A 25,896-nucleotide genomic window follows, 5' to 3' on the forward strand; every position below is an offset into this window, starting at 1 on the left:
AAAAATCTGTGTGGTTTGACGCCGGCCGCTGTTTCAGCGGTGCGGCGAAGCCACGCCTGAAGAAAACTTCGGGAGAGTCACCATGCGTGCTGCTCAATTGAAAGCGGTTCTGCCACGGGAGTTGCTGGCTTCGGTGGTTGTGTTTCTGGTCGCCCTGCCGCTGTGCATGGGTATTGCGATTGCTTCCGGGTTGCCACCGGCCAAAGGCCTGATCACCGGGATTATTGGTGGTCTGGTGGTCGGTTGGCTGGCGGGCTCGCCGTTGCAAGTCAGCGGGCCGGCGGCGGGACTGGCGGTGTTGGTGTTCGAGCTGGTGCGCCAGCACGGGATCGAGATGCTCGGGCCGATTCTGCTGCTCGCCGGTTTCCTGCAACTGGTGGCCGGGCGTTTGAAGCTTGGGTGCTGGTTTCGGGTGACGGCGCCCGCGGTGGTGTACGGCATGCTTGCGGGGATCGGTGTGCTGATCGTTCTGTCGCAGGTGCATGTGATGCTGGATGCCAAGCCGCAGCCCTCGGGGCTGGATAACCTCACGGCCTTCCCCGGCGCGGTGGCGCAAGCCTTGCCGTCGTTCGGCTGGCAGGCCGGACTGCTCGGGCTGGCGACCATTGCGGTGATGTGGCTGTGGGAGAAATTGCGTCCGCATTCGCTGCGCTTCATTCCCGGTGCGCTGCTCGGCGTTGGCCTGGCCACGGGTGCCAGCCTGCTGCTGGCGTTGCAGGTGAAACGGGTCGAGGTGCCGGAGAATCTGGCCGAAGCCATCGACTGGCTGAAACCGGCGGATTTGCTCAGCCTTGCTGATCCAACCCTGCTGATTGCGGCTTTTGCCGTGGCATTCATCGCCAGCGCCGAAACCCTGTTGTCGGCGGCGGCGGTGGATCGCATGCACAGCGGTGTGCGCTCGGACTTCGACCGTGAACTCTCAGCGCAAGGCGTCGGCAACATGCTTTGCGGACTGGTCGGAGCGCTGCCGATGACTGGGGTGATCGTGCGCAGTTCGGCCAACGTCCAGGCTGGCGCAACCACCCGCTATTCGACGATCTTCCATGGTTTGTGGCTGCTGGCGTTCGTGCTGTTGTTGTCGAGCGTGCTGCAAAGCATTCCGGTGGCGAGTCTGGCAGGCGTGCTGGTGTACACCGGTTTCAAACTGGTGGACCTCAAGGCCTTTCGCGGTCTGGGCCGTTACGGGCGGATGCCGATGTTCACCTACGCCGCCACGGCGCTGGCGATCATCTTCACCGACCTGCTGACCGGTGTGTTGATCGGTTTCGGTTTGACGATGTTGAAACTGGCGTTCAAGGCGTCGCGCCTGAAGATCAGCCTGATCGACCTGCCGCAGGACGGTGAGATGGAATTGCGTCTGGTGGGCGCGGCGACCTTTCTCAAGGTACCGGCACTGACCCAGGTACTGGGCAGCATTCCAGCGGGCACAACGGTGCATGTGCCGCTCAACCACCTGAGCTACATCGACCATTCGTGTCTGGAATTGCTGGAGGAGTGGGGCCGGGCGAATGCCGCGAAAGGGTCGAAGTTGTTGATCGAGTCGCGTGGGTTGAAGCGACGACTTGAGGGGCGGGTTCGCACAACAACAGGCATCGGCGCTGCCGGTTAAATCTCCGGGGTGAACTCAACCCCTGTAGGAGCTGCCGCAGGCTGCGATCTTTTGCTCTTGATTGTTAAAAACAACATCAAAAGATCGCAGCCTGCGGCAGCTCCTACATTGGATTGTGTGTAACTCAGGCAGCGGGCTGGTCGAGCTCCAGGCCAACGCCCAGGCGGCGGCCCATGCACGGCCAGCGCTTCCATGCAGCACCAGTGTCCGGGCTGCTCAGTTTGTCGCGGTAGGCTTCTACCGATTCCAGCGCAAAACTCTCGTCGTCGAGCATCTCGTCGATGGTGTGATGCACGACTTCATCCAGTTGATTGGCAAATTCCTCACCGAGCAGCTGGTGAGCAATCAGGTTGGCGACCGTCATGTCCAAGGGGATCAGTGGCTGGCCGAGGTGTTTGATGTACAGGTCGTTGACCTCTTCGACAAAGCGGTGCGCCAGATAGGCTTCGTCCAGCAGGCTGTCCAGACCGACCGGCGGCTGGAGGAAGTACTGCTCGGCGATTTTCAGCACCGGCTTGATCTGCGACTCGATTCCCGCTTCCCTGGCAACTTCATTGGCTGCGTCCAGCATGTCTGGTACTTCATCGATATAGGCGGTGACAAAACTCGTCAACGCGTCTTCGCGGTTAGCGTCCGGCAACTGAATGGCCGAATGCAGATGAGGCAACTTGGCTTCCAGCTGACGCTTGAGCCGTCCGGTTTCGTTTTCGGTCTGTCGGGCTTTTTGGATCTGCTCGCGCAATGCGGCGGTGTTCATGAAAACTCCAGGGAACAAGGCAATGAAATAGGGAAGACATAACTTAGCTGGCTTACGAAAAATGCTAAGACGCATTTGTCATAATTATTTCATCCTTGATGCAGCAGCGTTATATCGGTTCGCCACCACTCGTCTGCATCCTTCTCCATTCGTGCCCTTTAGCGCAAGTCCCGGCTGTTTCAGAACATTAACGCCACGACATTGCAATTTCCGGCGGCTGTCTATACTCGCCATTGAATGGAGTTAGCTGATGACGCCCGACTGCCCACGCAGCAAGGCCCGGCGATTCAAGTTCGTAGTCTGATGCAGCCGCTCCCTTGCCGAAGGCGTTGCGCCTACGGGATAACAAGAACGATAAGGGGAACCCGCAATGATGCGACATCCACACGTCTGGATGGGCCTCCTGTTGTGGTCGATTTTCAGCCCGGCCCAGGCGGCCTGGACTGTGAATATGGCGCCTGGAGCGACTGAAATCAGTCACGCAGTATTCGACCTGCACATGACCATTTTCTGGATCTGTGTGGTGATCGGGATCATCGTCTTCGGTGCCATGTTCTGGTCGATGATCGTGCATCGCCGCTCGACCGGGCAGGTCGCCGCAAAATTCCACGAAAGCACCACCGTTGAAATTCTCTGGACTGTCGTGCCGCTGCTGATCCTGGTGGCGATGGCCGTTCCGGCGACCGCCACCCTGATCCGCATGTACGACACCAGTGAGCCGGATATCGATATCCAGATCACCGGTTATCAATGGAAGTGGCACTACAAATACCTGGGTCAGGACGTCGAATTCTTCAGCAACCTGGCCACCCCCGCCGAACAGATTCACAACAAGGAAGCCAAGGGCGAGCACTACCTGCTCGAAGTCGACAAGCCGCTGGTGTTGCCGGTCGGCGCCAAGGTGCGCTTCCTTGTGACTTCCGCCGACGTCATCCACTCGTGGTGGGTGCCGGCGTTCGCGGTCAAGCGCGATGCGATTCCGGGGTTCGTCAACGAGGCCTGGACGCGCATCGACAAACCCGGCCTCTACCGTGGCCAGTGCGCCGAGTTGTGCGGCAAGGACCACGGCTTCATGCCGATCGTGGTCGACGTCAAGGAGAAGGCCGACTACGACAAGTGGCTCGCCGAGCGCAAAGCCGAAGCCGCGCAGCTCAAGGAGCTGACCAGCAAGGAATGGACGCTGGACGAACTCAAGGAACGTGGCGACAAGATCTATCACACCACCTGCGTCGCCTGTCACCAGGCCGAAGGCCAGGGCCTGCCGCCGATGTTCCCGGCGCTCAAAGGCTCGCCGATTGCCACCGGGCCCAAAGCCGACCACCTGCACCGCGTGTACTTCGGCAAGCCGGGCACCGCCATGGCCGCATTCGGCAAGCAGTTGTCGGAAGTCGATATCGCAGCGGTCGTGACCTACGAACGTAACGCTTGGGGCAACAACAAAGGCGACATGGTCACACCAAAAGAAGTGCTTGAGCTCAAACAGGCGGAAAGCAAATGAGCCGGTCCATTGCGTACTTCGTCAATCGGTCGAGGCAGCGCGCCCCGGCCCGCCCAGTCCACTCACATGAAGGAGACCGGCCATGAGCGCTGTCATCGATGACCACGGTCACGCCGACCACGCCCACGGCCCCGCCAAAGGCCTGATGCGCTGGGTGCTGACCACCAACCACAAGGACATCGGCACGCTGTACCTGTGGTTTGCCTTCTGCATGTTCCTGCTCGGCGGCACGTTCGCCATGGTGATCCGCGCCGAGCTGTTCCAGCCTGGGCTGCAGATCGTCGAACCGGCGTTCTTCAACCAGATGACCACCATGCACGGCCTGGTGATGGTCTTCGGCGCGGTGATGCCGGCGTTCGTCGGCCTCGCCAACTGGATGATCCCACTGATGATCGGCGCGCCGGACATGGCCCTGCCACGGATGAACAACTTCAGCTTCTGGCTGCTGCCGGCGGCGTTCCTGCTGCTGGTCTCGACCCTGTTTACCGCCGGTGGCGGGCCGAACTTCGGCTGGACGTTCTATGCGCCGCTGTCCACCACCTACGCGCCGGAAAGCGTCACCTACTTCATCTTCGCCATCCACTTGATGGGGATCAGTTCGATCATGGGCGCGATCAACGTGATCGCCACCATCCTCAACCTGCGCGCCCCCGGCATGACCCTGATGAAAATGCCGCTGTTCGTCTGGACCTGGCTGATCACCGCGTTCCTGCTGATCGCAGTGATGCCGGTGCTGGCCGGGTGCGTGACGATGATGCTGATGGACATCCACTTCGGCACCAGTTTCTTCAGTGCCGCCGGTGGCGGTGATCCGGTGCTGTTCCAGCACGTGTTCTGGTTCTTCGGGCATCCCGAGGTGTACATCATGATCCTGCCGGCCTTCGGTGCCGTCAGCCAGATCATCCCGACCTTCTCGCGCAAGCCGCTGTTCGGCTACACCTCGATGGTCTACGCCACGGCGAGCATCGCGTTCCTGTCATTCATCGTCTGGGCGCACCACATGTTCGTGGTTGGCATCCCGCTGGTGGGCGAGTTGTTCTTCATGTACGCGACCATGCTCATCGCCGTACCGACAGGTGTGAAGGTGTTCAACTGGGCCAGCACCATGTGGCAAGGCTCGCTGACCTTCGAGACGCCGATGCTGTTCGCCGTGGCGTTCGTGATCCTGTTCTCGATCGGCGGTTTCTCCGGGCTGATGCTCGCTATCGCCCCGGCGGACTTCCAGTACCAGGACACCTACTTCGTGGTCGCGCACTTCCACTACGTGCTGGTGCCGGGGGCGATCTTCGGAATCTTCGCCTCGGCCTATTACTGGCTGCCGAAGTGGACCGGGCACATGTACGACGAAACCCTCGGCAAGCTGCACTTCTGGCTGTCATTCGTCGGCATGAACCTGACCTTCTTCCCGATGCACTTCGTGGGACTGGCGGGAATGCCGCGACGGATTCCGGACTACAATCTGCAGTTCGCCGACTTCAACATGGTCTCGTCGATCGGCGCGTTCATGTTCGGTGCCACGCAGATCTTCTTCCTGTTCATCGTGATCAAGACCATTCGTGGCGGCGCGCCAGCCCCGGCCAAACCGTGGGACGGCGCCGAAGGCCTGGAGTGGAGCGTGCCGTCACCGGCGCCGTATCACACTTTCACCACGCCGCCGGAAGTGAAATGAACACCTCCTCTGCTGGCTCATCCCTTGTGGCGAGGGGATTCATCCCCGATGGGCTGCGAAGCAGCCCCAAAACTTGCAATCGAGGTGTATCAAGCACACCGCATATGCGGGCTTTACGACTGCTGCGCAGCCGGTCGGGGCGGTGCGACGTTTCGCTGAATCCCCTCACCACAAAGGTATTGCCAGGCAAAAGTGATCACCGGGAAGGTTGGAACCATGGCTGACTCGATCTCGATGAAGAAACTGGTCACCCGCCTGCTCGGCGTGGTGGTGGCGATGTTTGTCTTCGGCTTTGCCCTGGTGCCGATCTACGACGTGATGTGCAAGGCCTTCGGCATCAACGGCAAGACCGCCGGGCAGTACGAGGGCGAGCAGGTGGTGGACAGTTCGCGGCAAGTGCGCGTGCAGTTTCTGTCGACCAACAACATCGACATGCCGTGGGAGTTCTACCCCAAACACGATGAGTTGACCGCCAACCCCGGCGCGGTCAACGAGATGATCTTCGTCGCGCGCAATCCCACCGACAAACCGATGAGTGCGCAAGCCGTGCCGAGCATCGCGCCGAGCAATGCGGCGGCGTATTTCCACAAGACCGAATGCTTTTGCTTTACCCAGCAGGTGCTGCAGCCCGGTCAGCAGATCGAGATGCCGGTGCGTTTCATCGTTGACCGCGATATGCCCAAGGACGTGAAGCACCTGACGCTGTCCTACACGCTGTTCGATATCACCGCCCGACATCCTCCGGTGGCTGCAAACACTGGCGGTTAAGCGTGCCCGATAAGGAGAACAATAAATGGCAACTCATGAGCACTATTACGTCCCGGCCCAGAGCAAATGGCCGATCGTCGCCACGGTGGGGATGTTCGTCACCGTGTACGGTCTGGCGACCTGGTTCAACGATCTGAAGGCCGCGCGCCCTGAATCCCACGGGCCACTGATCTTTTTCGTCGGCGGACTGTTGCTGGCGTACATGCTGTTCGGCTGGTTCGGCGCGGTGATCAAGGAAAGTCGCGCCGGGCTGTACAGCCCGCAGCTCGATCGCTCGTTCCGCTGGGGCATGAGTTGGTTCATCTTTTCCGAGGTGATGTTCTTCATCGCCTTCTTCGGTGCGCTGTTCTACGTGCGGCATATTTCCGGCCCTGCGCTGGGGGGCGAAGGGCCGAAAGGCATCGCCCACATGCTCTGGCCGAACTTCCAGTTCACTTGGCCGCTACTGCACACGCCAGACCCGAAACTGTTCCCGCCGCCCAAAGAAGTCATCAGCCCGTGGGGCCTGCCGCTGATCAACACGATTCTGCTGGTCAGCTCCAGTGTGACCATCACCATCGCCCACCATGCCTTGAAGAAGGGCCATCGCGGCGCGCTGAAAATCTGGCTGGCGATCACCGTGCTGCTGGGCTGCGGCTTCCTTGCCTTGCAGGCCGAGGAATACATGCACGCCTACCACGAACTGGGCCTGACCCTGGGTTCGGGCATCTACGGCGCGACGTTCTTCATGCTCACCGGTTTCCACGGTGCCCACGTGACCATCGGCACGATCATTCTGTTCGTGATGCTGATGCGCATCATGAAGGGCCATTTCGATGCCGAGCATCAGTTCGGCTTCGAGGCGGCGAGCTGGTACTGGCACTTCGTCGATGTGGTGTGGATCGGCTTGTTCATCTTCGTTTATGTGCTTTGAGCACTGATCACCAAGGCGCGTGCGACACCAATTGGCCGCTGTAGAAGCCCCAGGCAATCAAGCCGACGGTGGCAGCGGCCAGGGCCACCCGAACACTCAAGGCGATTACCAGACGATTGGAGCTGCTGTCGTCCTTGACCAGGAAAAACAGGCCGCTGAACAGGCTGATCACCGTGGCAATCAGCAGCACGACAATGGCTGCTTTGAGCATGGGAAGAACTCCGGGGGACAGGCGATGCAGTTGAGTATAGCGATCGCGACGACTGACTTTGTGGCGCGGCCATGAAGCGCCTCCGCCCGGGCGTGATACCGACCGTGGTGGTGGCGCTGTTGCTGCCGTTGCTGGTGTCGCTGGGTTTCTGGCAGCTCGGTCGGGGCGCGGAGAAAACCGCCCTGCTCGCCAGTTACGCCGAACGCCGCGCGGCCGAGCCGATGGCCAGCAGCGAATTGCTGCACAGCGCCGACCCGGCCTTTCGCCGTGTGCATCTGTACGGCCAGTTCGATGGCGCCCACAGCCTGCTGCTCGACAACCGCCAGCGCAACGGCAAGGTCGGTATCGAGCTGCTGCAACCGTTTCAGGATCGGGCCAGCGGCCAGTGGCTGCTGGTCAATCGCGGCTGGCTGGCTTGGCCGGATCGCCGCGTTACCCCGCAATTCAAAACCCCGGCCGATGCCGTGAATATCGATGCCTGGGTGTACGTCGCCCCCGGCGCGACCTTCCAGTTGCACGCCGACCCCGCCAGCAGCACCTGGCCGCAAACCGTCACCGCCGTCGAGCCGGCCAAGCTGTGGAAAACCCTCGATCGCGACGGCTTCGCCTACGAACTGCGCGCCGAACCCGGTCCTGCCAGTTACGAGGCCGACTGGCCGGTGGTGGCCATGGGTCCGGAAAAACACCTTGGATACGCCGTGCAGTGGTTCGCCATGGCCACCGCCCTGCTCGGTCTCTATGTCTATTTGGGCTTGCACAACGCAAAGGAGAACCACCATGGGAACGGCCATGAATCCACCCAGCATGTCTGAGGCGAAAACCCCGGCCACCCGCCGCCGTGGACGGATCCAGCTGTTGCTGATTGTGCTCGGCGTAGTCGGCCCGATGATTCTCGCCACCGGCATGTACAAATTGCAGTTCTGGGTGCCGGAAGGTCGCAGCTATCACGGCGAACTGATCGGCAACGGCCAGACCCGCGCCGACCTCGGCATCCAGGCCGACGAAACGCGCTGGCAGATGCTGGTCACCGCACCGAAGGACTGCGCAGTGGACTGTCAGCAACTGGTGTACCTCGCCCGGCAGATTCAGATCGGTCTCGGTCGCGATGCCGGACGCGCCAGCCATGCCCTCGCCGCTGCCAAACCGTTGAGCAGCGACTACGAAGCAAAACTGAGCCGCGAATACCCGCAACTGCAACGCTACCCCTTGGACAGCGCAGCGTTGAGCAAAGCCACTGGCGACAAGGCCGTACCCCAGCTGTGGATCATCGACCCGCACGGCAACCTGGTGCTGCGCTACGACCCGAGCGTGAAGGGCAAGGATCTGCTCAACGACCTGCGCCACCTGCTGAAACTGTCGAACATCGGATAAGGGCATCGTCATGGCCAAACCTGGATTTCGCCTCGCGCTGTTTGCCACCCTGCTGGCACTGATCGTCGTGCTGCTCGGCGCCTACACCCGCCTGACCCACGCAGGCCTGGGCTGTCCGGACTGGCCGGGCTGCTACGGCTTTATCAGCGTGCCGAAAAGCGAAGCCCAACTGGCCCATGCCGAACTGCATTACCCCGACTCGCCGGTGGTGGCGCACAAGGGCTGGAACGAAATGATCCACCGTTACTTCGCCGGGACCCTCGGCCTGCTGATTTCGGTATTGGCCGGGCGCGCCTGGGTCAATCGCCGCCATCCGGGACAGCCGCTGAAGCTGCCGCTGTTTCTGCTGGCGGTGGTGTTCGCCCAAGCGGCATTCGGCATGTGGACGGTGACGCTCAAGCTCTGGCCGCAAGTGGTCACCGGGCATTTGCTCGGCGGTTTTGCGACCTTGAGTCTGCTGTTCCTGCTGACGTTGAGGCTGTCCGGCGTGCTGCCGGCGCTGACCGTGCCCAAGCGCTTGCAGTATTGGGCGACGGCGGGGTTGTTGCTGGTGATCGGCCAGATTGCCCTCGGCGGCTGGGTCAGCTCCAACTACGCGGCAGTGGCCTGCATCGACTTCCCGACCTGCCACGGCCAATGGCTGCCGCCGGCGGACTTTGCCAACGGCTTTCACCTGACCCAGCACATCGGCCCCAATTATCTCGGCGGGCAACTCGACAGCGATGCGCGCACGGCGATTCACTTGACTCACCGTATCGGTGCACTGCTGGTGACCTTGGTGCTGCTCTGTCTGGCCTGGCAACTCAGGGCCGTCGGCATGACCCGGCTCGCCGGGCTGGTGCTGGTCGCCCTCGGCGCGCAGATCACCCTTGGCATCAGCAACGTGCTGTTTCATCTGCCGCTGCCGGTGGCCGTGGCCCACAACGCCGGTGGCGCCGCGCTGCTGCTGAGCATGGTGCTGGTCAATTACCACGCGCGCACCAGTCTGGTTCGGGTCAAACAGCCGATGTTGGCGCGCTGGCGTCTGAGCCCGCGTAAACATTCGGCTGCGCCCATCACGATAAAAGGAGAAACGCCATGGCGCTTCTGATCGGCGAACGTCCCGCGCAAGCGCTGTGGCGTGACTATCTGGAGCTGACCAAGCCGAAAGTGGTGGTGCTGATGCTGATCACCTCGCTGGTCGGCATGTTCCTCGCGACCCGCGCCGGGGTGCCGTGGACGGTGCTGGTGTTCGGCAATCTGGGGATTGCGTTGTGTGCCGGCGGCGCGGCGGCGGTCAATCATGTGGTGGATCGGCGTATCGACGCGGTGATGGCGCGCACGCACAAACGGCCATTGGCCGAGGGCCGGGTTTCGCCGGCAGCGGCGCTGACCTTTGCGCTGGTGCTGGCGCTGCTCGGGCAGGCGATGCTGCTGACGTTCACCAATCCGCTGACGGCATGGCTGACACTGGCTTCGCTGCTGGGTTACGCGGTGATCTACACCGGTTTCCTCAAACGCGCGACGCCGCAGAACATCGTCATCGGCGGCCTCGCCGGCGCGGCCCCGCCGTTGCTCGGCTGGACCGCTGCCACTGGCCATGTCAGCGCCGAACCGTTGCTGCTGGTGCTGATCATCTTCGCCTGGACCCCGCCGCACTTCTGGGCGCTGGCCATCCATCGCAAGGAGGAATACGCCAAGGCCGACATCCCGATGCTGCCGGTGACCCACGGCGAGCACTACACCAAGGTGCATATTCTGCTGTACACCTTCGCCCTGCTCGCGGTGAGTCTGCTGCCATACGTGATCCACATGAGCGGCGTGCTCTATCTGATCTGCGCCCTCGCCCTCGGCGCAAGGTTTCTGCAATGGGCCGTGGTGCTGTACCGTGGCACTCGGCCGCACGCGGCGATCAACACCTTCAAGTACTCTATTTATTACTTGTTCCTGTTGTTCATCGCCCTGCTCGTAGACCACTACTTACTGTTGAACCTATGACTCGAACCCAGAAAACCGTCTTCATCCTCGTCGCCGTGATCGCGCTGATCCTGGGACTGACCGTCAACAAAGTACTCAGCGGCAAGGGCCAGGGCGACCCCACCGCGCTGATCGACGCCGGCATCATCCTGCTGCCGCAGAGCCGCACGTTGCCGGGCGTGACCATGACCAATCAGGATGGCCAACCGGTCGCCATCGACGAGTTGAAAGGCAAGTGGAGTCTGCTGTTCTTCGGCTACACCTTCTGCCCGGACATCTGCCCGACCACCCTCGCCCAACTGCGCCAGATCAAGAGCGAGTTGCCCAAGGATGCTGTGGATAAGTTGCAGATCGTGCTGGTCAGCGTCGACCCGAACCGCGACAACCCGCAGCAGTTGAAGCAGTACCTGGGCTACTTCGATCCGCAGTTTGTGGGACTGACGCCGAAGTCGATCGAAGAGCTGCAGAAAGTCGCGAATGCGGTGAGTATTCCGTTCATTCCGGCCGACACCAGCAAACCGAATTACACGGTGGATCACAGCGGCAACCTCGCGGTGATCGGCCCGGACGGCACGCAACGCGGCTTTATTCGTGCGCCGCTGAACAACGCCAAACTGGTTGCGCAGCTGCCAGTAATGCTCAACCGCAAATAATGCAGTGCCTGCAGGGGTAAACATTTCTCTGTAGGAGCTGCCGAAGGCTGCGATCTTTTGCTCTGATCTTCAACAGCAAGATCAAAAGATCGCAGCCTCGTTCCACTCGACAGCTCCTACAGGGGAATTTGCCCCATAAAAAAGGCGATCCCGAGGGATCGCCTTTTTATTGCGCCTGTCCGGTCCTGTATCAGAACGCCGGCAATACCGCGCCTTTGTACTTCTCGGTGATGAATTTCTTCACTTCCGGGCTGTGCAGCGCAGCCGCCAGTTTCTGCATCGCGTCGCTGTCCTTGTTGTCCGCACGGGACACCAGGATGTTCACGTACGGCGAGTCGTTGCCTTCGATCACCAGCGCATCCTTGGACGGATCGAGCTTGGCTTCCAGCGCGTAGTTGGTGTTGATCAGCGCCAGATCGACCTGGGTCAGCACGCGCGGGATGGTCGCGGCTTCCAGTTCACGGATTTTCAGGTCTTTCGGGTTCTGCGCGATGTCTTTCAGGGTCGACAGGATGTTGGTCGGATCCTTCAGGGTGATCAGGCCGGCCTTGGCCAGCAGCAACAGCGCGCGGCCGCCGTTGGTGGCGTCGTTCGGAATCACCACGTTGGCGCCGCTTGGCAGGTCCTTCAGATCCTTGATCTTGTTCGAGTAGGCGCCCAGCGGCTCCAGATGCACGCCGGTCACCGCCACCAGGCTGGTGCCCTTGGCCTTGTTGAACTCATCGAGGTACGGCTGGTGCTGGAAGAAGTTGGCGTCCAGGCGCTTCTCGGCCACCTGTACGTTCGGCTGAATGTAGTCGGTGAAGACCTTGACCTTCAGATCCACGCCTTCCTTGGCCAGGGCCGGCTTCACGAACTCGAGGATTTCCGCGTGCGGCACCGGGGTGGCGGCAACGGTCAGGGTTTCAGCGTGGGCCGAAAAAGCGGCTACGGCAGCGAAAGCAGCGATCAGTTTTTTCATTCAGCTAACTCCTTTTCAAAGCGCCCGTGTGGCGCCTGCCAGCGAATGGCCGGCTCATCTCTTGATTACAAAAACCGGTTATTTGCGCGAGAAATGCACGACCAGACGGTCGCCCACCATTTGCAGCACTTGTACCAGAATCAGCAGCAACACCACGGTGACGATCATCACGTCAGTCTGGAAACGCTGGTAGCCGAAACGGATCGCCAGGTCACCCAGACCACCGGCGCCGACCACACCGGCCATTGCCGTGTAGGACACCAGAGTAATCGCGGTCACCGTAATCGCGGCGAAGATGCCTGGACGGGCCTCCGGCAGCAAGGCGTTCATGATGATCTGCCGGGTGGTCGCCCCCATCGATTGAGTGGCTTCGATGATGCCGCGATCGACTTCACGCAGCGCGGTTTCCACCAGACGCGCGAAAAACGGAGTCGCACCCACCACCAGCGGCGGAATCGCACCGGCCACGCCCAGCGAAGTGCCGGTGATCAGCACGGTGAACGGAATCATCACGATCAGCAGAATGATGAACGGCAGCGAACGCAGGATGTTCACCGCCAACGACATGAAGGCATAGAGGCCACGGTTTTCCAGCAACTGACGCGGGCTGCAGAGGAACAGCAACACGCCCAACGGCAAGCCGAGCAATACGGTGAACAGCAGCGAACCACCGAGCATCAGCAGGGTGTCGCCGGTGGCCAGCCAGATTTCCAGCCAATCGATGTTTTCGAAGAAAGCCTTGAGCATTTCCATTAACGCAGCACCTCCATGTGAACGTCAGCGGCGGTGAAGCGGGCGAACGCCGCTTCCATGTCGCCACCGGTGACGGCGAGGGTCAACTGCCCGTAAGGAATGTCTTTGATGCGGTCGATGCGACCGGCGAGGATGCTGTAGTCGACCCCGGTTTCCCGGGCAACGGTACCGAGCAACGGCGCGTAGGTCGCTTCGCCCTGGAAGGTCAGACGCACGATGCGACCCGGTACGTGAGCGAAGTCATCGCGCTGTTCGCTTTCGTCGATCTGCTCGCTTTCCTGAACGAAACGCTTGGTGGTCGGGTGCTGCGGATGCAGGAACACATCGGCCACCGAACCTTGCTCGACGATCACGCCGGCATCCATCACAGCCACCTGATCGCAGACGCGACGGATCACGTCCATCTCGTGGGTGATCAGGACGATGGTCAGCTTCAGTTCACGATTGATCTCGGCCAGCAGTTGCAGAACCGACGCGGTGGTCTGCGGGTCGAGGGCGCTGGTGGCCTCGTCGCACAGCAGAATTTTCGGCTTGGTCGCCAGGGCGCGGGCGATGCCGACGCGCTGTTTCTGGCCGCCGGACAATTGTGCCGGGTACTTTTTGGCGTGATCGGACAGACCGACCCGGGCCAGCAACTCGGCGACGCGTTGATTGATTTCACTGCTCGACAGTTCGCCGGCCAGAGTCAGCGGCAGCGCAACGTTGTCGGCCACGGTCTTGGAGGCGAGCAGGTTGAAGTGCTGGAAGATCATCCCGACCTGCTGGCGGAAACGGCGCAGGCCGTTGGCGTCCAGCGCGGTGACTTCTTCGCCGTCGACGATGATCTTGCCGCCGCTGGAATCTTCCAGGCGATTGATCAGACGCAGCAGGGTACTTTTTCCCGCACCGGAATGGCCGATCAGGCCGAAGACCTGACCGTTTTCAATCGAAAGACTGGTCGGGTGCAGGGCGGGGATGTCCTTACCGGCGACGCGGTAAGTTTTGTGGACGTTTTGAAACTCGATCACGTAGCGAACCTTGTGGGGCGCGTTAGAAAAGGATCAGCGGTTAGCCGGGCGCGCATTTTAGCCTGTCCGTATAGAGGTTCTTAGCATTTATTTCGCAATTAACCTTCGATTTGGCAATAACAAGATCAAAGGTCATAAAAAAGGAACGCCCGTTCCCGCTCATTGGTCACTAGTTAAGCGACTTGAAACCCTGGGTAACCGTGCCCGGAAACGCTCAAGAGTCCCCGTGGAAACGGGGTCAACCGAGGAGTTTACGTCTGATGAGCAGCAAGAAACCTACCACCGACAAAAGCCAGCTGGCCGGAACCGATACCAAGGATCGCGCCAACACCAACGCCAAACTCGACAGCCTGGAGAAGTTTCGCTCCGACGCTACCGGCCAGGCCCTGCGCACCAATCAGGGGGTGAAGGTCGCCGATAACCAGAATACCCTCAAGGCCGGCCCGCGCGGGCCGTCGTTGCTGGAAGACTTCATCATGCGTGAGAAAATCACGCACTTTGACCATGAACGCATTCCGGAGCGCATCGTCCATGCCCGCGGTACGGGCGCTCACGGTTTCTTTCAGGCCTACGAGAACCATTCGGCGCTGACCAAGGCCGGTTTCCTGCAGGACCCGGGGAAAAAGACTCCGGTGTTCGTGCGCTTTTCCACGGTGCAGGGGCCGCGTGGTTCCGGCGATACCGTGCGTGACGTGCGCGGTTTCGCGGTGAAATTCTTCACCGACGAAGGCAACTTCGACCTGGTCGGCAACAACATGCCGGTGTTCTTCATTCAGGACGCGATCAAGTTTCCCGACTTCGTCCACGCGGTGAAACCCGAGCCGCACAATGAGATCCCGACCGGCGGCTCGGCCCACGACACGTTCTGGGACTTTGTCTCGCTGGTGCCGGAATCGGCGCACATGGTGATCTGGGCCATGTCCGACCGGGCGATTCCGAAAAGCCTCCGCAGCATGCAGGGCTTTGGCGTGCACACCTTCCGCCTGATCAATGCCGAGGGCAAATCGCGCTTCGTCAAATTCCACTGGCGCCCGACCGCCGGCACCTGCTCGCTGGTGTGGGACGAGGCGCAGAAGCTCGCCGGTAAAGACACCGACTACCACCGTCGCGATCTCTGGGAAGCCATCGAGATGGGCGACTACCCGGAATGGGAGCTGGGCGTACAGATCATCGAGGAGGAAAACGAACACGACTTCGATTTCGACATTCTCGACCCGACCAAGCTGATCCCCGAAGAAATCGTGCCGATCACCCCGCTGGGCAAGATGACCCTGAACCGCAACCCGGACAACTTCTTCGCCGAGACCGAGCAGGTCGCGTTTTGCCCCGGCCACATCGTGCCCGGCATCGACTTCTCCAATGACCCACTGCTGCAAGGCCGGCTGTTTTCCTACACCGACACGCAAATCAGCCGACTGGGTGGGCCGAACTTTCATGAGTTGCCGATCAACCGCCCGGTGGCACCGTTCCACAACGGCCAGCGCGATGCCCAACACCGCACGGTGATCGACAAGGGGCGCGCGTCCTACGAGCCGAACTCGATTGATGGCGGCTGGCCAAAGGAAACCCCACCGGCGGCTAAAGACGGCGGCTTCGAGAGTTACCCGGAACGCATCGATGCGAACAAGATCCGCCAGCGCAGCGAGTCGTTCAGCGATCACTTCTCGCAAGCGCGGCTGTTCTTCAACAGCATGAGTGAGCACGAGAAGGAGCACATCATTGCCGCCTACAGCTTCGAGCTGGGCAAGGTCGAACGCGAGTTCATCCGTGCACGGCAGGTGAATGAGATTCTCGCCAACATTGACCTGGAATTGGCCAAGCGCGTGGCGGCCAACCTCGGGTTACCGGCGCCGAGCAAAGGCACGGTCGAGGTGCGCAAGACTTCGTTCGATCATTCGCCGGCGCTGAGCCAGGCGAATCTGCTGCCAGAGGACATCAAAACTCGGAAAGTGGCGATTCTTGCCGCTAACGGCGTCGATGGTGCGGCGATCGATGCGATGAAGAAGGCCTTGGCTGCACAAGGCGCACACGCCAAGCTGCTCGGCCCGACGTCGGCACCGGTGAAGACTGCCGACGGCAAAGCCCTGGCAGTGGACGCCTCCATGGAAGGCATGCCTTCAGTGATCTTCGATGCGGTGTTCGTGCCCGGTGGCGCGGCGTCGATCAAGGCGTTGAGCGCTGATGGCGTGGCGCTGCACTACCTGCTGGAGGCGTACAAGCACCTGAAGGCGATTGCGCTGCACGGCGATGCCAAGCAGTTGCAGGATCTGCTGAAGCTGGAGGCGGATGCAGGGTTGCTGCAGGGCAAGGATGTGCCGGGATTGACCAAGCCGTTCTTTGCGGCGATCGGGCAGCATCGGGTTTGGGCGCGGGAGATTAAGGCCAAGGCCATTCCAGCCTAAAGCAAAAGATCGCAGCCTTCGGCAGCTCCTACAGGGTTTACTTGCACCTGTAGGAGCTGCCGGAGGCTGCGATCTTTTAGGGTTTGGCTGGAATCAAGACCATCTGCGCCGGCACGGTGCGCAGGATCTGTTTCTCAATCTTCAGCTCGAAATCCGGATTCAATTTCTTCACACGTTTTTTCAGCAACGTCGCCAGCCAAGGGTAATCCTGGGTCCGCGGCGCCTGAATGCTCACAGCGCACTCGTAATTCACCACATCGGCGGCGATCGCATCCAGTTGCCGGCGAAGTTTGCGGCTATCGTTGATGTTCAACGCCACCGTGGTGCTTTCGGCAGTCGGATCAATGACCTTGGCTTTCGGTTTGGCTTCGGCCGCCAGCAGCGCCGCTTCGGCTTTTTCCAGCTCGGCTTTGCGCGCTTCGGTGATGGCGCCATTGACGCCACCGGTCAGTGCCGGGGCTTTGGGCATCAGGGCGCGGGCGCGGCTCAGCGCGGTGGCTGCCGCATTCACATCACCTTTCTGCAATACGATCTGGCTGCGGCGCAAGTAGGCTTCGGCCAGCTGGCGCTGGTATTGCTCCAGGGACTGATCGTTGGGGTTCTGTATTTGCAAGGCGGCCAATTGGTCTTCGGCGGTGGCCAGTTCGCTGCTGGCCAGGCTTTGCTCCAGCTGTGCGATGGCCGTGGCCCGCGCGTCGGGGGCTTCGGCCACCGGCGGCGTGCTTTGGCAGGCGCCCAGCAGCACGGAAAATGCGACAAGGAGCAGATAACGGGAGGCGAACGGCTTCATTCCTGCGACTCTCTAATTGCGCAAAAAGCGAGCAAGTCTACACCCCTCGACGGGGCAGAACAAAACTCAGCAGAAACAGTGCGGCCGCCGTCACAACGATGGACGGCCCCGCCGGGGTGTCCTTGAACCATGACAGCGCCAGCCCGCCACACACCGCGAGCATGCCCAGCAGGCTCGCGCCCAGCGCCATCTGCTCCGGCGAACGGGCGTGACGTTGTGCCGCAGCCGCCGGGATGATCAGCAGCGAAGTGATCAGCAACACACCGACGATTTTCATCGCCACCGCGATCACCACCGCAATCAACAGCATCAGCGCCATGCGCAGGCCCGCTACCGGCAGACCTTCGACCTTGGCCAATTCTTCATGCACGGTGATCGCCAGCAGCGGTCGCCACAGCGTCACCAACAACACCAGCACTGCCGCGCTGCCGCCGAGGATCCACGCCAGGTCGGTCGGACTGATCGCCAGCAGGTCGCCGAACAGATAGGCCATCAGGTCGATCCGCACTTCATGCATGAAGCTTAGTACCACCAGGCCAAGAGAGAGCGTGCTCGGTGCAAGAATCCCCAACAGCGTGTCGGAGGCCAGCGGTTGACGCTGCTGCAAGGTCACCAGCAACACTGCCAGCAGCAGGCAGCCGACGGTCACCGCGACCGTCGGGCTGACATCCAGCAGAAAGCCCAGCGCCACGCCCAGCAACGCGGCGTGGGACAGGGTGTCGCCGAAGTAGGCCATGCGCCGCCAGACCACAAACGAACCAAGCGGCCCGGCGACCACCGCCAGTGCCAGACCTGCAAGCAGGGCATACAACAGAAAATCAGCCATGCTTGCAGTGGTCTCCATGAACGTGGGTGTGGCCCGCACCGGGCGCCTTGACCACCGAACCGTGCAGGTCATGGGCGTGGTCGTGATGGTGGTGATAGATCGCCAGGCTCGGCGCATTCTTGCCGAACAGTTCGACGAACGCCGGATCGCCGCTGACCTGCTCGGGGTGCCCGGAGCAGCAGACGTGGCGATTCAGACAAACCACCTGATCAGTGGTGCTCATCACCAGATGCAGATCGTGGGACACCATCAGCACGCCGCAACCGTGACGGTCGCGCAAGCGGGTGATCAGGCTGTACAGCTCGGCCTGTCCGGCGACATCGACGCCCTGCACCGGCTCATCCAGCACCAACAGCTCCGGCTCGCGCAGCAGCGCCCGGGCCAGCAGCACGCGCTGCATTTCACCGCCGGAAACACTTTGCACCGGGCTGTCGATGACGTGTTCGGCGCCGACTTCTTTCAGCGCCGCCAACGCGCGCGGGCGGTCTACACCGGGCACCAGGCGCAGGAAGCGCAGCACCGACAGCGGCAAGGTCGGGTCGACGTGCAGCTTTTGCGGCATGTAGCCAACGCGCAGTTTCGGCTTGCGCCAGACGCTGCCGCTGTCCGGCTTCAGCAGCCCGAGTACGGCGCGCACGAGGGTGGTCTTGCCGGCGCCGTTGGGGCCGATCAGGGTAACGATCTGCCCCGGCTCGACGCTCAGCTCGATGTTGTCGAGCACGGTCTGCCCGGCAAACGTGACAGCAACGTGCTGAAGACGGATCAACGGGTTGCTCATCAAGCCCCCTGGCAACCGGCGCACAGGCCGACCACTTCGACGGTCTGCGCTTCGACAATGAACCCGACGTCTTTGGCGCTGTGGATAATCGCGTCGCTGATGGCTTTCTGTTCCAGCTCAATGGCGGCGTGGCAGTCGCGGCAGATCAGGAACTGGCCCTGATGCGCATGCTCCGGATGCACACAGCCAACGAAGGCGTTGAGTGAAGAGATGCGGTGCACCAAACCGTTTTCCAGCAGGAAATCCAGCGCGCGGTAAACGGTTGGCGGCGCGGCGCGACGGCCGTCCTGCTCGCTCAGTACCGCGAGAATGTCATAAGCGCCCAGTGGCTTGTGGCTCTGCCACACCAGTTCCAGCACCCGCCGGCGCAGCGCAGTCAGGCGCAGGCCTTTCTGGGCGCACAAGGTATCGGCCTCGGTCAGTGCGCTGTGCACGCAATGAGAGTGGTCGTGGGGACGGCTGGCAATCGGTGTAATAGGCATGGGCGGCGACGCGTTTTGATAGAGACGTTATTATGTTACCCGTTCTCGCCTCCTTGAGTGGTCATCGTGTCCCGACTTTTTTCTGTTTTTGTGGCTTTTGTCGCCAGTTTTCTGCTGATCGGTTCGGCTCAGGCCGAGGTCAAGGTTCTCACCAGCATCAAACCGTTGCAGTTGATCGCTGCAGCGGTCCAGGACGGTGTGGCCATCCCGGAAGTGCTGCTGCCACCGGGTGCCTCGCCGCACAATTACGCCCTGCGCCCGTCCGACGTACGCAAGGTGCAATCGGTGGATCTGCTGTACTGGATCGGCCCGGATATGGAAGGTTTCCTGCCGCGCGTGCTGAACGGTCGTACGCTGCCGAGCGTCGCCGTGCAGGATCTGCCGGGCATGAAATTGCGCCGCTTTGCCGAAGACAGCCATTCCCACGCCGAAGATGCCGACGAGCATGATCACGATCATCGCCCGGGCACGCTGGACGCGCATTTGTGGCTATCGCCGGTCAACGCCCGAGTCATTGCCGGGAAAATGGCTGCCGACCTCAGCGCTGCCGATCCGGCCAACGCCGAACGCTATCAGCGCAACGCCAAGGCCTTCGATGAGCGTCTCGATGCGTTGGACGCGCGGCTGAAGCAGCGTCTGGCCAGCGTTGAACGCAAGCCGTATTTCGTATTCCACGAAGCCTTCGACTATTTCGAGGATGCTTACGGCCTGAAACACACTGGCGTGTTCAGCGTGGCCGCCGAAGTACAACCGGGCGCGCAACATGTCGCCGCGATGCGCAAACGCCTGCAGGAAGTGGGCAAGACCTGTGTGTTCAGCGAACCGCCACTGCGTCCACGCCTGGCGGAAACCCTCGTGGCGGGCCTGCCGGTGAAGCTGGCGGAGCTGGATGCGCTGGGCGGCTATACGCCAGCGACCGCTCAGGGGTATGAGCAGGTGCTGGAGAAGTTGGGCAACGATTTGGCCGGCTGCCTGGAATCGTTGTAACCCCAAAGCAAAAGATCGCAGCCTTCGGCAGCTCCTACAGGGTTTACTGTGTAGGAGCTGCCGAAGGCTGCGATCTTTTGATTTTAAAGGGCGAAAGGCAACGGCGTATGAACCTGCTGCCGCTGCGCCAGTCGCTGCTCGAACTCCCGCGGATCATGAATCAGCACGTCCTGCCCGGCAAACTGCTCGGCGGCGATCAACCGTGACAGCCAGAACCGCACACAGGCCACGCGCAGCATGGTCGGCCAGAGTTCAGCTTCAGCGGCAGTGAACGGACGCAGCGCCGCATAGGCGCCAAGGAATGCGCGGGCACGCGGACCATCAATCAGGCCATCCTCGTCCGAACACCAGTCATTCAAGGCGATCGCCACGTCGTAGAGCATCGGCCCCGAGCAGGCGTTGTAAAAATCGATCAACCCGGTCAGGTGCGTGCCTTCGAACATCGCATTGTCGCGGAACAGATCGGCATGAATGTTCGCCCGTGGCAGCGCAAGAATTTTGTCTTTCTGCAGGGTGATTTCATCCAGCGCCTTGTGCAGCAGCGCACGCGGCTCGTCACTCAAGTGCGAGAGAAACTCGTTGCCCTCGTCCAGCATCCAGTCCAGGCCACGATCGGTCTTGCGCTTGATCATGCGCTCGCCCTGGGTCGCCAGGTGCAGATGCGCCTGCAACTCACCGACCTGCGCGCAATGCTGGGCGTTGGCGACCTTGATGTGCTTGCCGGACAGCCGCGGCTGGAGCAAGGCCGGTTTACCCTTGAGCTCACGCAGGGCCACGCCGTCGGTGGTGCGCAGCGCGTAGGGCACCGGCAGATCGGCCTCGTGCAGTACGTCGAGCAGGTCGATGAAGAACGGCATTTCCTGCACCGGGCCGCGTTCGACCAGGGTCAGGACGAATTCGCCCTGCTCCAGGCTGATAAAGAAGTTGGTGTTTTCGCTGCCGGCGGCGATCCCCTGGAAATCAAGCAGACGGCCAAGCCCGTAAGGGGCAAGAAAGGTTTCCAGCTCTGGCCGAGCCAGGGGGGTGAACACAGACATGGTTAAAAACTGCTCAGTTCGGGCGCCGCGATCAAGCGGCGCCGATTAAAAAGTCAGGAATCTTACTTCCAGGTAAAGATTTCCCACGACGGAATCAGCATATCCGGCTGGTCGGAACGGATGTAGTTCACGTCCGAACCATCGGCGCGCACCAGGAAATACGGTTTGCCGCCCTTCGGCGTGACCTTGATCGCATACACGAAGCCACTGCGGCTGTATTCCTGAATGACCTTGTCGCCCTCGGTGTGCGTGTTAATGGTAACTTCCGGCTCCTTCGACGGCGCATCATCCGCCGCCATCGCGGCCAATGGTGAGACAGCAATCAAACCGACCAGCAGCAAGCGATTTAACGTACGCATGATAACCTTGTCCCTTTGTCGTCAACGGTCCCGCTATTCTAGCGCCGGGCCCGCCGAAAAGGTTGATTCTGCTCATGAGCCAAGCCCCCCTCGTCCTGGTGGACGGTTCGTCTTACCTGTACCGCGCTTTCCATGCACTGCCACCGCTGACCACCTCCAAAGGCCTGCCGACCGGTGCGGTCAAAGGTGTGCTGAACATGCTCAAGAGTCTGCGCAAGCAGTATCCGGACAGCCCGTTCGCCGTGGTTTTCGATGCCAAGGGCGGGACGTTTCGCGATGAGATGTACGCCGAATACAAGGCCAATCGCCCCAGCATGCCCGACGACATGCGCGTGCAGATCGAGCCGCTGCACCAGAGCGTGATTGCTCTCGGCTTCCCGCTGTTGTGCGTGGAGGGCGTCGAGGCAGACGACGTGATCGGCACCCTCGCCCGCAGCAGCGCGGCAGCCGCTCGCCCGGTGATCATCTCCACCGGCGACAAGGACATGGCGCAACTGGTCGACGGCCACATTACCTTGGTCAACACCATGTCCGGTAGCTCGATGGACGTTGAGGGCGTAAAGGAGAAATTCGGCGTCGCTCCGGAGCAGATCATCGATTATCTGGCACTGATGGGCGATTCTTCCGACAACATCCCGGGCGTTCCCGGCATCGGCCCGAAGACCGCGTCCGGCCTGCTGGTCGGCGTTAACGGCGGCCTCACCGAGCTTTATGCAAACCTCGACATCGTCCCGACCCTGCCGATTCGCGGGGCCAAGACTCTGCCGGCCAAGCTTGAAGAGCACAAGGAGATGGCCTTCCTCTCCTATCAACTGGCAACGATCAAGGTCGACGTGCCGCTGGACATTGGCCTCGATGACCTGCAAATGGGCCCGGAAGACCCGGCCAAGCTTTACGAGTTGTACACCCTGCTGGAATTCAAGAGCTGGCTGAATGACCTCGATCGCGACGCCAAGCGCCAGGAGCTGAGCGCGGCCGCCGAGCCTGCGCCGGCTGGCGATCTGTTTAGCGCGCCGCCAGCCGAAGTGCCCGCCGCCCCTGCCGACGCCGCTTACGAAACCATCCTCGATCAGGCGCGTTTCGATGTCTGGCTGGAAAAACTGAGCAACGCCAAGCTGTTCGCCTTCGACACCGAAACCACAGGCATCGACGCGCAACAGGCACAATTGGTCGGTCTGTCGTTCGCGGTGCAGGCCAACGAAGCGGCCTATATCCCGCTGACCCACTCCTACATCGGCGTGCCCGAGCAACTGGATCGCGACACTGTGCTGCGCGCGCTGAAGCCGATCCTGGAAGACCCGAACAAACTCAAGGTTGGCCAGCACGCCAAGTTCGACATGAACATTCTGGCCAACTGCGCCATTGGCGGCGATCAGAGCCAAGGCATCAATGTGCGCGGGATTGCCTTCGACACCATGCTTGAGTCCTACGTGCTCAACTCCACCGCCACCCGCCACGACATGGACAGCCTTGCGCAGAAGTACCTGGATCACACCACTGTGAGTTTTCAGGACATCGCCGGCAAAGGCGCCAAACAGCTGACCTTCGACCAGATCGCTCTGGAGCAGGCCGGCCCGTATGCCGCCGAAGACGCCGACATCACCCTGCGTCTGCACCAGACCCTGTTTGAAAAACTCAGCGCGATCCCGAGCCTGGCCAGCGTCCTGACCGACATTGAAATCCCGCTGGTACCGGTGTTGGCGCGCATCGAGCGTCAGGGCGCGTTCGTCGACGCCGAGCTGCTCGGCATCCAGAGCATCGAGCTGGGCAACAAGATGGTCGCACTGGAGCGCGAAGCGTTCGAGATCGCTGGCGAAGAGTTCAACCTCGGCTCGCCGAAGCAGTTGGGCGTGATCCTCTACGAGAAGCTCGGCCTGCCGGTTTTGAAGAAAACCGCCAAGGGCCAACCATCGACCGCCGAGGAAGTGCTGGCGAAACTCGCCGAAGACGATCATCGACTGCCGAAAGTGCTGATGGAGCATCGCTCCATGAGCAAGCTGAAAAGCACTTACACCGACCGCCTGCCGGAGCAGATCAACCCGCGCACCGGACGTATCCACACTTCGTACCATCAGGCTGTAGCGTCCACCGGGCGTTTGTCTTCCAGCGATCCGAACCTGCAGAACATTCCGGTGCGCACCGCTGAAGGCCGCCGCATTCGTCAGGCGTTCGTCGCGCCGAAAGGCTACAAGTTGCTGGCGGCGGACTATTCGCAAATCGAACTGCGGATCATGGCCCACTTGTCCAAGGACGAAGGCTTGATGAACGCCTTCCGCAATAATCTGGACGTGCACACCGCCACCGCTGCCGAAGTATTCAGGGTCGAGCTCAACGAAGTGACCTCCGACCAGCGCCGTGGCGCCAAGGCGATCAACTTCGGCCTGATCTATGGCATGGGCGCACAGAAGCTCGGCAAGGACATCGGCGTCGACACCAAGACCGCCAAGGCCTACATCGACACCTACTTCGCCCGCTACCCGGGTGTGCGCGAATACATGGAGCGCACCCGTAAGCAGGCTGCGGATCAGGGTTACGTCGAGACCTTCTTCGGTCGACGCCTGTACCTGCCGGAAATCAACTCGAACAAGCCGCAGGAACGCGCCGCCGCCGAACGCACGGCGATCAATGCGCCGATGCAAGGCACCGCGGCCGACATCATCAAGAAAGCCATGGTGGCGGTGGATAACTGGCTGACAGCGTCCGGGCTGGACGCCAAGGTCATCCTGCAGGTGCACGACGAACTGGTGCTGGAGGTTCGCGAGGATCTGGTTGAGCAGGTGAGTCAGGAAATCCGCCTGCATATGAGCGAAGCGGCGAAACTGGACGTACCGTTGCTGGTGGAAGTCGGCGTCGGCAACAACTGGGATGAGGCGCACTAAGGCGTCTGGATCGGGCGTTTGCCGCGACACACTGTCGCGGCAAACGCCCGAAATGGCCTTATTTCGAATCGCGCTTGGGCTTATTCCAAAGCTTTTTGAAAAAAATCTGAACTAATCTGACAACTCACTACTCAGAGATACTGAATGGCTGGTGAAGCCCTTCGATGCTCCTATGTTGTGTTAAGTGTTGGCAGATATCTGAACCCCGCCCTAGCGGTTCGGAACTTAAACCCCGGAACTTCTCCCTCCCCATATGAAGTCCGGGGCTTTTTTTACCCAAAAATCGGCTGTAGCGCGGTCATGCTGCGTTAAAAGCGTTACTAAAAATGCTCATTCAGGTTCCCTAAACTCCGCTTTTTAGTAACGCTTTTGCCTTGCCTGACCGCGCTACAACCAATTTTCCATATCCTGATTATTCAGCCGCGGCTTCCGCGCCTTTGTCTGCCAGCTCCATCCAGCCTGCCAACACAGTGTAGGCCTCTTCCAGGCCCATGCGTTTGGGCGCGGAGAACAGCTGGATCGTCACCCGATCACCCCAGCCCTTGCGGATTTCCGACTGCACCTTGAGCAGCGTGTTCTTGGCGGCACCGTAGGTCAGTTTGTCGGCCTTGGTCAGCAGAATGTGCATCGGCATGCCGGCGGCAACGGCCCAGTCGAGCATCAACAGGTCGAAGTCGGTCATTGGATGACGGATGTCCATCATCAGAATCAAACCCTTCAAACTCTCGCGGCCACCGAGGTAGGCCTCGAGGTGACGCTGCCAGTGTTGCTTGAGCGGGATCGGTACTTTTGCATAACCGTAGCCCGGCAGGTCGACCAGACGCCGTTCATCGTCTAGCTTGAAGAAGTTCAACAGCTGTGTGCGACCCGGAGTTTTCGAGGTGCGCGCCAGGCTGGCGTGAGTCAGGGTGTTCAGCGCGCTGGATTTACCGGCGTTGGAACGACCGGCGAACGCCACTTCGAAGCCTTCGTCGTCAGGGCATTGATCGACTTTGGCGGCACTGAGCATGAACGTGGACTGTTGGCACAGGCCGAGGATGGGATTCTTGAGTTGCATGGGATTTCCGATGTGGGCGGCGCCGGGATTGGGCGCGGAACGCGGTGTCGCTTCCGTTTCAGTGACGCCAGTATATAATGCCGCAGATTTTGTGTGTGCTTTGTCCCAGCGAAGGATGAAGTTCACGAGAGCCAAAGACCTTGATTGCGCATCAGAACGCAGAACGCTCTCAA

25 protein-coding genes are annotated in these 25,896 nt (G+C 61.0%); 13 read left to right on the forward strand and 12 right to left on the reverse strand.

Features of this window, described 5'->3' with window-relative positions:
• Nucleotides 1-82 precede the first annotated feature (82 nt).
• Complete coding sequence (locus tag AB1J88_RS20270) at nt 83-1,609, forward strand: SulP family inorganic anion transporter (RefSeq protein ID WP_086794111.1); 1,527 nt, start codon at nt 83-85, stop codon at nt 1,607-1,609.
• A 124-nt stretch (nt 1,610-1,733) separates the two neighbouring features.
• Here AB1J88_RS20270 and AB1J88_RS20275 read toward each other — a convergent pair whose 3' ends face one another.
• A complete protein-coding gene (locus tag AB1J88_RS20275) occupies nt 1,734-2,366 on the reverse strand; it encodes a hypothetical protein (protein ID WP_027610219.1) in 633 nt (210 codons plus the stop codon).
• Between the two features lie 370 nt (nt 2,367-2,736).
• Here AB1J88_RS20275 and coxB point away from each other — a divergent pair, with 370 nt between their 5' ends.
• The 4 genes from coxB to AB1J88_RS20295 all read left to right on the forward strand — a co-directional run bounded on the left by coxB (nt 2,737) and on the right by AB1J88_RS20295 (nt 7,214).
• Complete coding sequence (gene coxB / locus AB1J88_RS20280) at nt 2,737-3,864, forward strand: cytochrome c oxidase subunit II (protein ID WP_041074770.1); 1,128 nt, start codon at nt 2,737-2,739, stop codon at nt 3,862-3,864.
• Between the two features lie 82 nt (nt 3,865-3,946).
• Entirely contained in the window at nt 3,947-5,533 is a 1,587-nt protein-coding gene (gene ctaD, locus AB1J88_RS20285; protein WP_041074772.1) for a cytochrome c oxidase subunit I, read from the forward strand.
• A gap of 216 nt (nt 5,534-5,749) precedes the next feature.
• Nucleotides 5,750-6,301 carry a cytochrome c oxidase assembly protein gene (locus AB1J88_RS20290; protein WP_047297470.1) on the forward strand — a complete coding sequence of 184 codons (552 nt, stop codon included), beginning with the start codon at nt 5,750-5,752 and terminating at the stop codon, nt 6,299-6,301.
• 25 nt (nt 6,302-6,326) lie between these two features.
• Complete coding sequence (locus tag AB1J88_RS20295; RefSeq protein WP_121182933.1) at nt 6,327-7,214, forward strand: cytochrome c oxidase subunit 3; 888 nt, start codon at nt 6,327-6,329, stop codon at nt 7,212-7,214.
• A 7-nt stretch (nt 7,215-7,221) separates the two neighbouring features.
• On the opposite strand, the gene AB1J88_RS20300 is transcribed toward AB1J88_RS20295, so the two are convergent.
• A complete protein-coding gene (locus tag AB1J88_RS20300; RefSeq protein WP_041073718.1) occupies nt 7,222-7,425 on the reverse strand; it encodes a twin transmembrane helix small protein in 204 nt (67 codons plus the stop codon).
• Nucleotides 7,426-7,496: 71 nt separating this feature from the next.
• Between AB1J88_RS20300 and AB1J88_RS20305 the strand changes: the two genes are divergently transcribed.
• From AB1J88_RS20305 to AB1J88_RS20325, 5 genes are read left to right on the forward strand one after another with little or no spacing between them, the layout of a single operon-like run.
• Nucleotides 7,497-8,237, forward strand: coding sequence for an SURF1 family protein (locus AB1J88_RS20305; RefSeq protein ID WP_430291833.1), 741 nt, complete (start codon nt 7,497-7,499; stop codon nt 8,235-8,237).
• On the forward strand, nt 8,203-8,796 hold the full coding sequence (locus AB1J88_RS20310; RefSeq protein WP_430291834.1) for a hypothetical protein: 594 nt from the start codon (nt 8,203-8,205) through the stop codon (nt 8,794-8,796). Before AB1J88_RS20305 ends, AB1J88_RS20310 begins: the two co-directional genes overlap by 35 nt.
• 10 nt (nt 8,797-8,806) lie before the next feature.
• The gene (locus tag AB1J88_RS20315) at nt 8,807-9,886 is read left to right on the forward strand and encodes a COX15/CtaA family protein (protein WP_430291835.1); all 1,080 of its coding nucleotides are present in this window, start codon (nt 8,807-8,809) and stop codon (nt 9,884-9,886) included.
• Nucleotides 9,874-10,773: a heme o synthase gene (gene cyoE / locus AB1J88_RS20320; RefSeq protein ID WP_047297465.1), complete on the forward strand. Its 900-nt coding sequence runs from the start codon at nt 9,874-9,876 to the stop codon at nt 10,771-10,773. The genes AB1J88_RS20315 and cyoE overlap by 13 nt, the downstream gene beginning before the upstream one ends.
• Nucleotides 10,770-11,405 (forward strand): SCO family protein, encoded by a 636-nt coding sequence (locus AB1J88_RS20325; RefSeq protein ID WP_007962772.1) that lies wholly within the window; start codon nt 10,770-10,772, stop codon nt 11,403-11,405. The genes cyoE and AB1J88_RS20325 overlap by 4 nt, the downstream gene beginning before the upstream one ends.
• Before the next feature lie 190 nt (nt 11,406-11,595).
• Here the strand turns inward: AB1J88_RS20325 and AB1J88_RS20330 are convergent, their stop codons facing one another.
• The 3 genes from AB1J88_RS20330 to AB1J88_RS20340 all read right to left on the reverse strand — a co-directional run bounded on the left by AB1J88_RS20330 (nt 11,596) and on the right by AB1J88_RS20340 (nt 14,126).
• On the reverse strand, nt 11,596-12,366 hold the full coding sequence (locus AB1J88_RS20330) for a MetQ/NlpA family ABC transporter substrate-binding protein (RefSeq protein ID WP_041073708.1): 771 nt from the start codon (nt 12,364-12,366) through the stop codon (nt 11,596-11,598).
• Nucleotides 12,367-12,444: 78 nt separating this feature from the next.
• Complete coding sequence (locus AB1J88_RS20335) at nt 12,445-13,119, reverse strand: methionine ABC transporter permease (RefSeq protein ID WP_096797317.1); 675 nt, start codon at nt 13,117-13,119, stop codon at nt 12,445-12,447.
• On the reverse strand, nt 13,119-14,126 hold the full coding sequence (locus tag AB1J88_RS20340; protein ID WP_027610230.1) for a methionine ABC transporter ATP-binding protein: 1,008 nt from the start codon (nt 14,124-14,126) through the stop codon (nt 13,119-13,121). Before AB1J88_RS20340 ends, AB1J88_RS20335 begins: the two co-directional genes overlap by 1 nt.
• A gap of 260 nt (nt 14,127-14,386) precedes the next feature.
• On the opposite strand from AB1J88_RS20340, the gene katE reads away from it, so the two are divergent.
• Nucleotides 14,387-16,528, forward strand: coding sequence for a catalase HPII (gene katE, locus AB1J88_RS20345; protein WP_430291836.1), 2,142 nt, complete (start codon nt 14,387-14,389; stop codon nt 16,526-16,528).
• Nucleotides 16,529-16,604: 76 nt separating this feature from the next.
• Here the strand turns inward: katE and AB1J88_RS20350 are convergent, their stop codons facing one another.
• Genes AB1J88_RS20350 through AB1J88_RS20365 form a run of 4 tightly spaced genes read right to left on the reverse strand, consistent with a single transcriptional unit; the run spans nt 16,605 to nt 19,404 of the window.
• Nucleotides 16,605-17,318, reverse strand: coding sequence for a PA5502 family lipoprotein (locus tag AB1J88_RS20350; RefSeq protein ID WP_198758008.1), 714 nt, complete (start codon nt 17,316-17,318; stop codon nt 16,605-16,607).
• A gap of 37 nt (nt 17,319-17,355) precedes the next feature.
• Nucleotides 17,356-18,144, reverse strand: coding sequence for a zinc ABC transporter permease subunit ZnuB (gene znuB, locus AB1J88_RS20355; protein ID WP_041073699.1), 789 nt, complete (start codon nt 18,142-18,144; stop codon nt 17,356-17,358).
• Nucleotides 18,137-18,922 carry a zinc ABC transporter ATP-binding protein ZnuC gene (gene znuC, locus AB1J88_RS20360; protein WP_041073697.1) on the reverse strand — a complete coding sequence of 262 codons (786 nt, stop codon included), beginning with the start codon at nt 18,920-18,922 and terminating at the stop codon, nt 18,137-18,139. The genes znuB and znuC overlap by 8 nt, the downstream gene beginning before the upstream one ends.
• Nucleotides 18,922-19,404 carry a Fur family transcriptional regulator gene (locus AB1J88_RS20365; RefSeq protein ID WP_430291838.1) on the reverse strand — a complete coding sequence of 161 codons (483 nt, stop codon included), beginning with the start codon at nt 19,402-19,404 and terminating at the stop codon, nt 18,922-18,924. Before AB1J88_RS20365 ends, znuC begins: the two co-directional genes overlap by 1 nt.
• A gap of 66 nt (nt 19,405-19,470) precedes the next feature.
• Here AB1J88_RS20365 and AB1J88_RS20370 point away from each other — a divergent pair, with 66 nt between their 5' ends.
• Nucleotides 19,471-20,391, forward strand: coding sequence for a zinc ABC transporter substrate-binding protein (locus tag AB1J88_RS20370; protein ID WP_222017466.1), 921 nt, complete (start codon nt 19,471-19,473; stop codon nt 20,389-20,391).
• Nucleotides 20,392-20,474: 83 nt separating this feature from the next.
• On the opposite strand, the gene AB1J88_RS20375 is transcribed toward AB1J88_RS20370, so the two are convergent.
• Nucleotides 20,475-21,428 (reverse strand): homoserine kinase, encoded by a 954-nt coding sequence (locus tag AB1J88_RS20375; RefSeq protein ID WP_222017467.1) that lies wholly within the window; start codon nt 21,426-21,428, stop codon nt 20,475-20,477.
• A gap of 62 nt (nt 21,429-21,490) precedes the next feature.
• The gene (locus AB1J88_RS20380; RefSeq protein ID WP_041073689.1) at nt 21,491-21,787 is read right to left on the reverse strand and encodes a DUF2782 domain-containing protein; all 297 of its coding nucleotides are present in this window, start codon (nt 21,785-21,787) and stop codon (nt 21,491-21,493) included.
• A gap of 74 nt (nt 21,788-21,861) precedes the next feature.
• Here AB1J88_RS20380 and polA point away from each other — a divergent pair, with 74 nt between their 5' ends.
• The gene (gene polA, locus AB1J88_RS20385; protein WP_430291839.1) at nt 21,862-24,666 is read left to right on the forward strand and encodes a DNA polymerase I; all 2,805 of its coding nucleotides are present in this window, start codon (nt 21,862-21,864) and stop codon (nt 24,664-24,666) included.
• Between the two features lie 412 nt (nt 24,667-25,078).
• On the opposite strand, the gene yihA is transcribed toward polA, so the two are convergent.
• Nucleotides 25,079-25,723, reverse strand: a complete 645-nt coding sequence (gene yihA, locus AB1J88_RS20390) for a ribosome biogenesis GTP-binding protein YihA/YsxC (protein WP_108181262.1) — start codon at nt 25,721-25,723, stop codon at nt 25,079-25,081.
• Nucleotides 25,724-25,896: the final 173 nt, after the last annotated feature.

The sequence above is a fragment of the Pseudomonas sp. S8 genome (genome assembly GCF_050473925.1).
GTDB classification, from domain to species: Bacteria; Pseudomonadota; Gammaproteobacteria; order Pseudomonadales; family Pseudomonadaceae; genus Aquipseudomonas; species Aquipseudomonas parakoreensis.

What these genes read in the sequence shown, in the direction of transcription:
- AB1J88_RS20270 (WP_086794111.1), top strand. Translation starts at nt 83, where the DNA reads ATGCGTGCTGCTCAATTGAAAGCGGTTCTGCCACGGGAGTTGCTGGCT.
- AB1J88_RS20275 (WP_027610219.1), bottom strand. Translation starts at nt 2,366, where the DNA reads ATGAACACCGCCGCATTGCGCGAGCAGATCCAAAAAGCCCGACAGACC.
- coxB (WP_041074770.1), top strand. Translation starts at nt 2,737, where the DNA reads ATGATGCGACATCCACACGTCTGGATGGGCCTCCTGTTGTGGTCGATT.
- ctaD (WP_041074772.1), top strand. Translation starts at nt 3,947, where the DNA reads ATGAGCGCTGTCATCGATGACCACGGTCACGCCGACCACGCCCACGGC.
- AB1J88_RS20290 (WP_047297470.1), top strand. Translation starts at nt 5,750, where the DNA reads ATGGCTGACTCGATCTCGATGAAGAAACTGGTCACCCGCCTGCTCGGC.
- AB1J88_RS20295 (WP_121182933.1), top strand. Translation starts at nt 6,327, where the DNA reads ATGGCAACTCATGAGCACTATTACGTCCCGGCCCAGAGCAAATGGCCG.
- AB1J88_RS20300 (WP_041073718.1), bottom strand. Translation starts at nt 7,425, where the DNA reads ATGCTCAAAGCAGCCATTGTCGTGCTGCTGATTGCCACGGTGATCAGC.
- AB1J88_RS20305 (WP_430291833.1), top strand. Translation starts at nt 7,497, where the DNA reads ATGAAGCGCCTCCGCCCGGGCGTGATACCGACCGTGGTGGTGGCGCTG.
- AB1J88_RS20310 (WP_430291834.1), top strand. Translation starts at nt 8,203, where the DNA reads ATGGGAACGGCCATGAATCCACCCAGCATGTCTGAGGCGAAAACCCCG.
- AB1J88_RS20315 (WP_430291835.1), top strand. Translation starts at nt 8,807, where the DNA reads ATGGCCAAACCTGGATTTCGCCTCGCGCTGTTTGCCACCCTGCTGGCA.
- cyoE (WP_047297465.1), top strand. Translation starts at nt 9,874, where the DNA reads ATGGCGCTTCTGATCGGCGAACGTCCCGCGCAAGCGCTGTGGCGTGAC.
- AB1J88_RS20325 (WP_007962772.1), top strand. Translation starts at nt 10,770, where the DNA reads ATGACTCGAACCCAGAAAACCGTCTTCATCCTCGTCGCCGTGATCGCG.
- AB1J88_RS20330 (WP_041073708.1), bottom strand. Translation starts at nt 12,366, where the DNA reads ATGAAAAAACTGATCGCTGCTTTCGCTGCCGTAGCCGCTTTTTCGGCC.
- AB1J88_RS20335 (WP_096797317.1), bottom strand. Translation starts at nt 13,119, where the DNA reads ATGGAAATGCTCAAGGCTTTCTTCGAAAACATCGATTGGCTGGAAATC.
- katE (WP_430291836.1), top strand. Translation starts at nt 14,387, where the DNA reads ATGAGCAGCAAGAAACCTACCACCGACAAAAGCCAGCTGGCCGGAACC.
- AB1J88_RS20350 (WP_198758008.1), bottom strand. Translation starts at nt 17,318, where the DNA reads ATGAAGCCGTTCGCCTCCCGTTATCTGCTCCTTGTCGCATTTTCCGTG.
- znuB (WP_041073699.1), bottom strand. Translation starts at nt 18,144, where the DNA reads ATGGCTGATTTTCTGTTGTATGCCCTGCTTGCAGGTCTGGCACTGGCG.
- znuC (WP_041073697.1), bottom strand. Translation starts at nt 18,922, where the DNA reads ATGAGCAACCCGTTGATCCGTCTTCAGCACGTTGCTGTCACGTTTGCC.
- AB1J88_RS20365 (WP_430291838.1), bottom strand. Translation starts at nt 19,404, where the DNA reads ATGCCTATTACACCGATTGCCAGCCGTCCCCACGACCACTCTCATTGC.
- AB1J88_RS20375 (WP_222017467.1), bottom strand. Translation starts at nt 21,428, where the DNA reads ATGTCTGTGTTCACCCCCCTGGCTCGGCCAGAGCTGGAAACCTTTCTT.
- AB1J88_RS20380 (WP_041073689.1), bottom strand. Translation starts at nt 21,787, where the DNA reads ATGCGTACGTTAAATCGCTTGCTGCTGGTCGGTTTGATTGCTGTCTCA.
- polA (WP_430291839.1), top strand. Translation starts at nt 21,862, where the DNA reads ATGAGCCAAGCCCCCCTCGTCCTGGTGGACGGTTCGTCTTACCTGTAC.
- yihA (WP_108181262.1), bottom strand. Translation starts at nt 25,723, where the DNA reads ATGCAACTCAAGAATCCCATCCTCGGCCTGTGCCAACAGTCCACGTTC.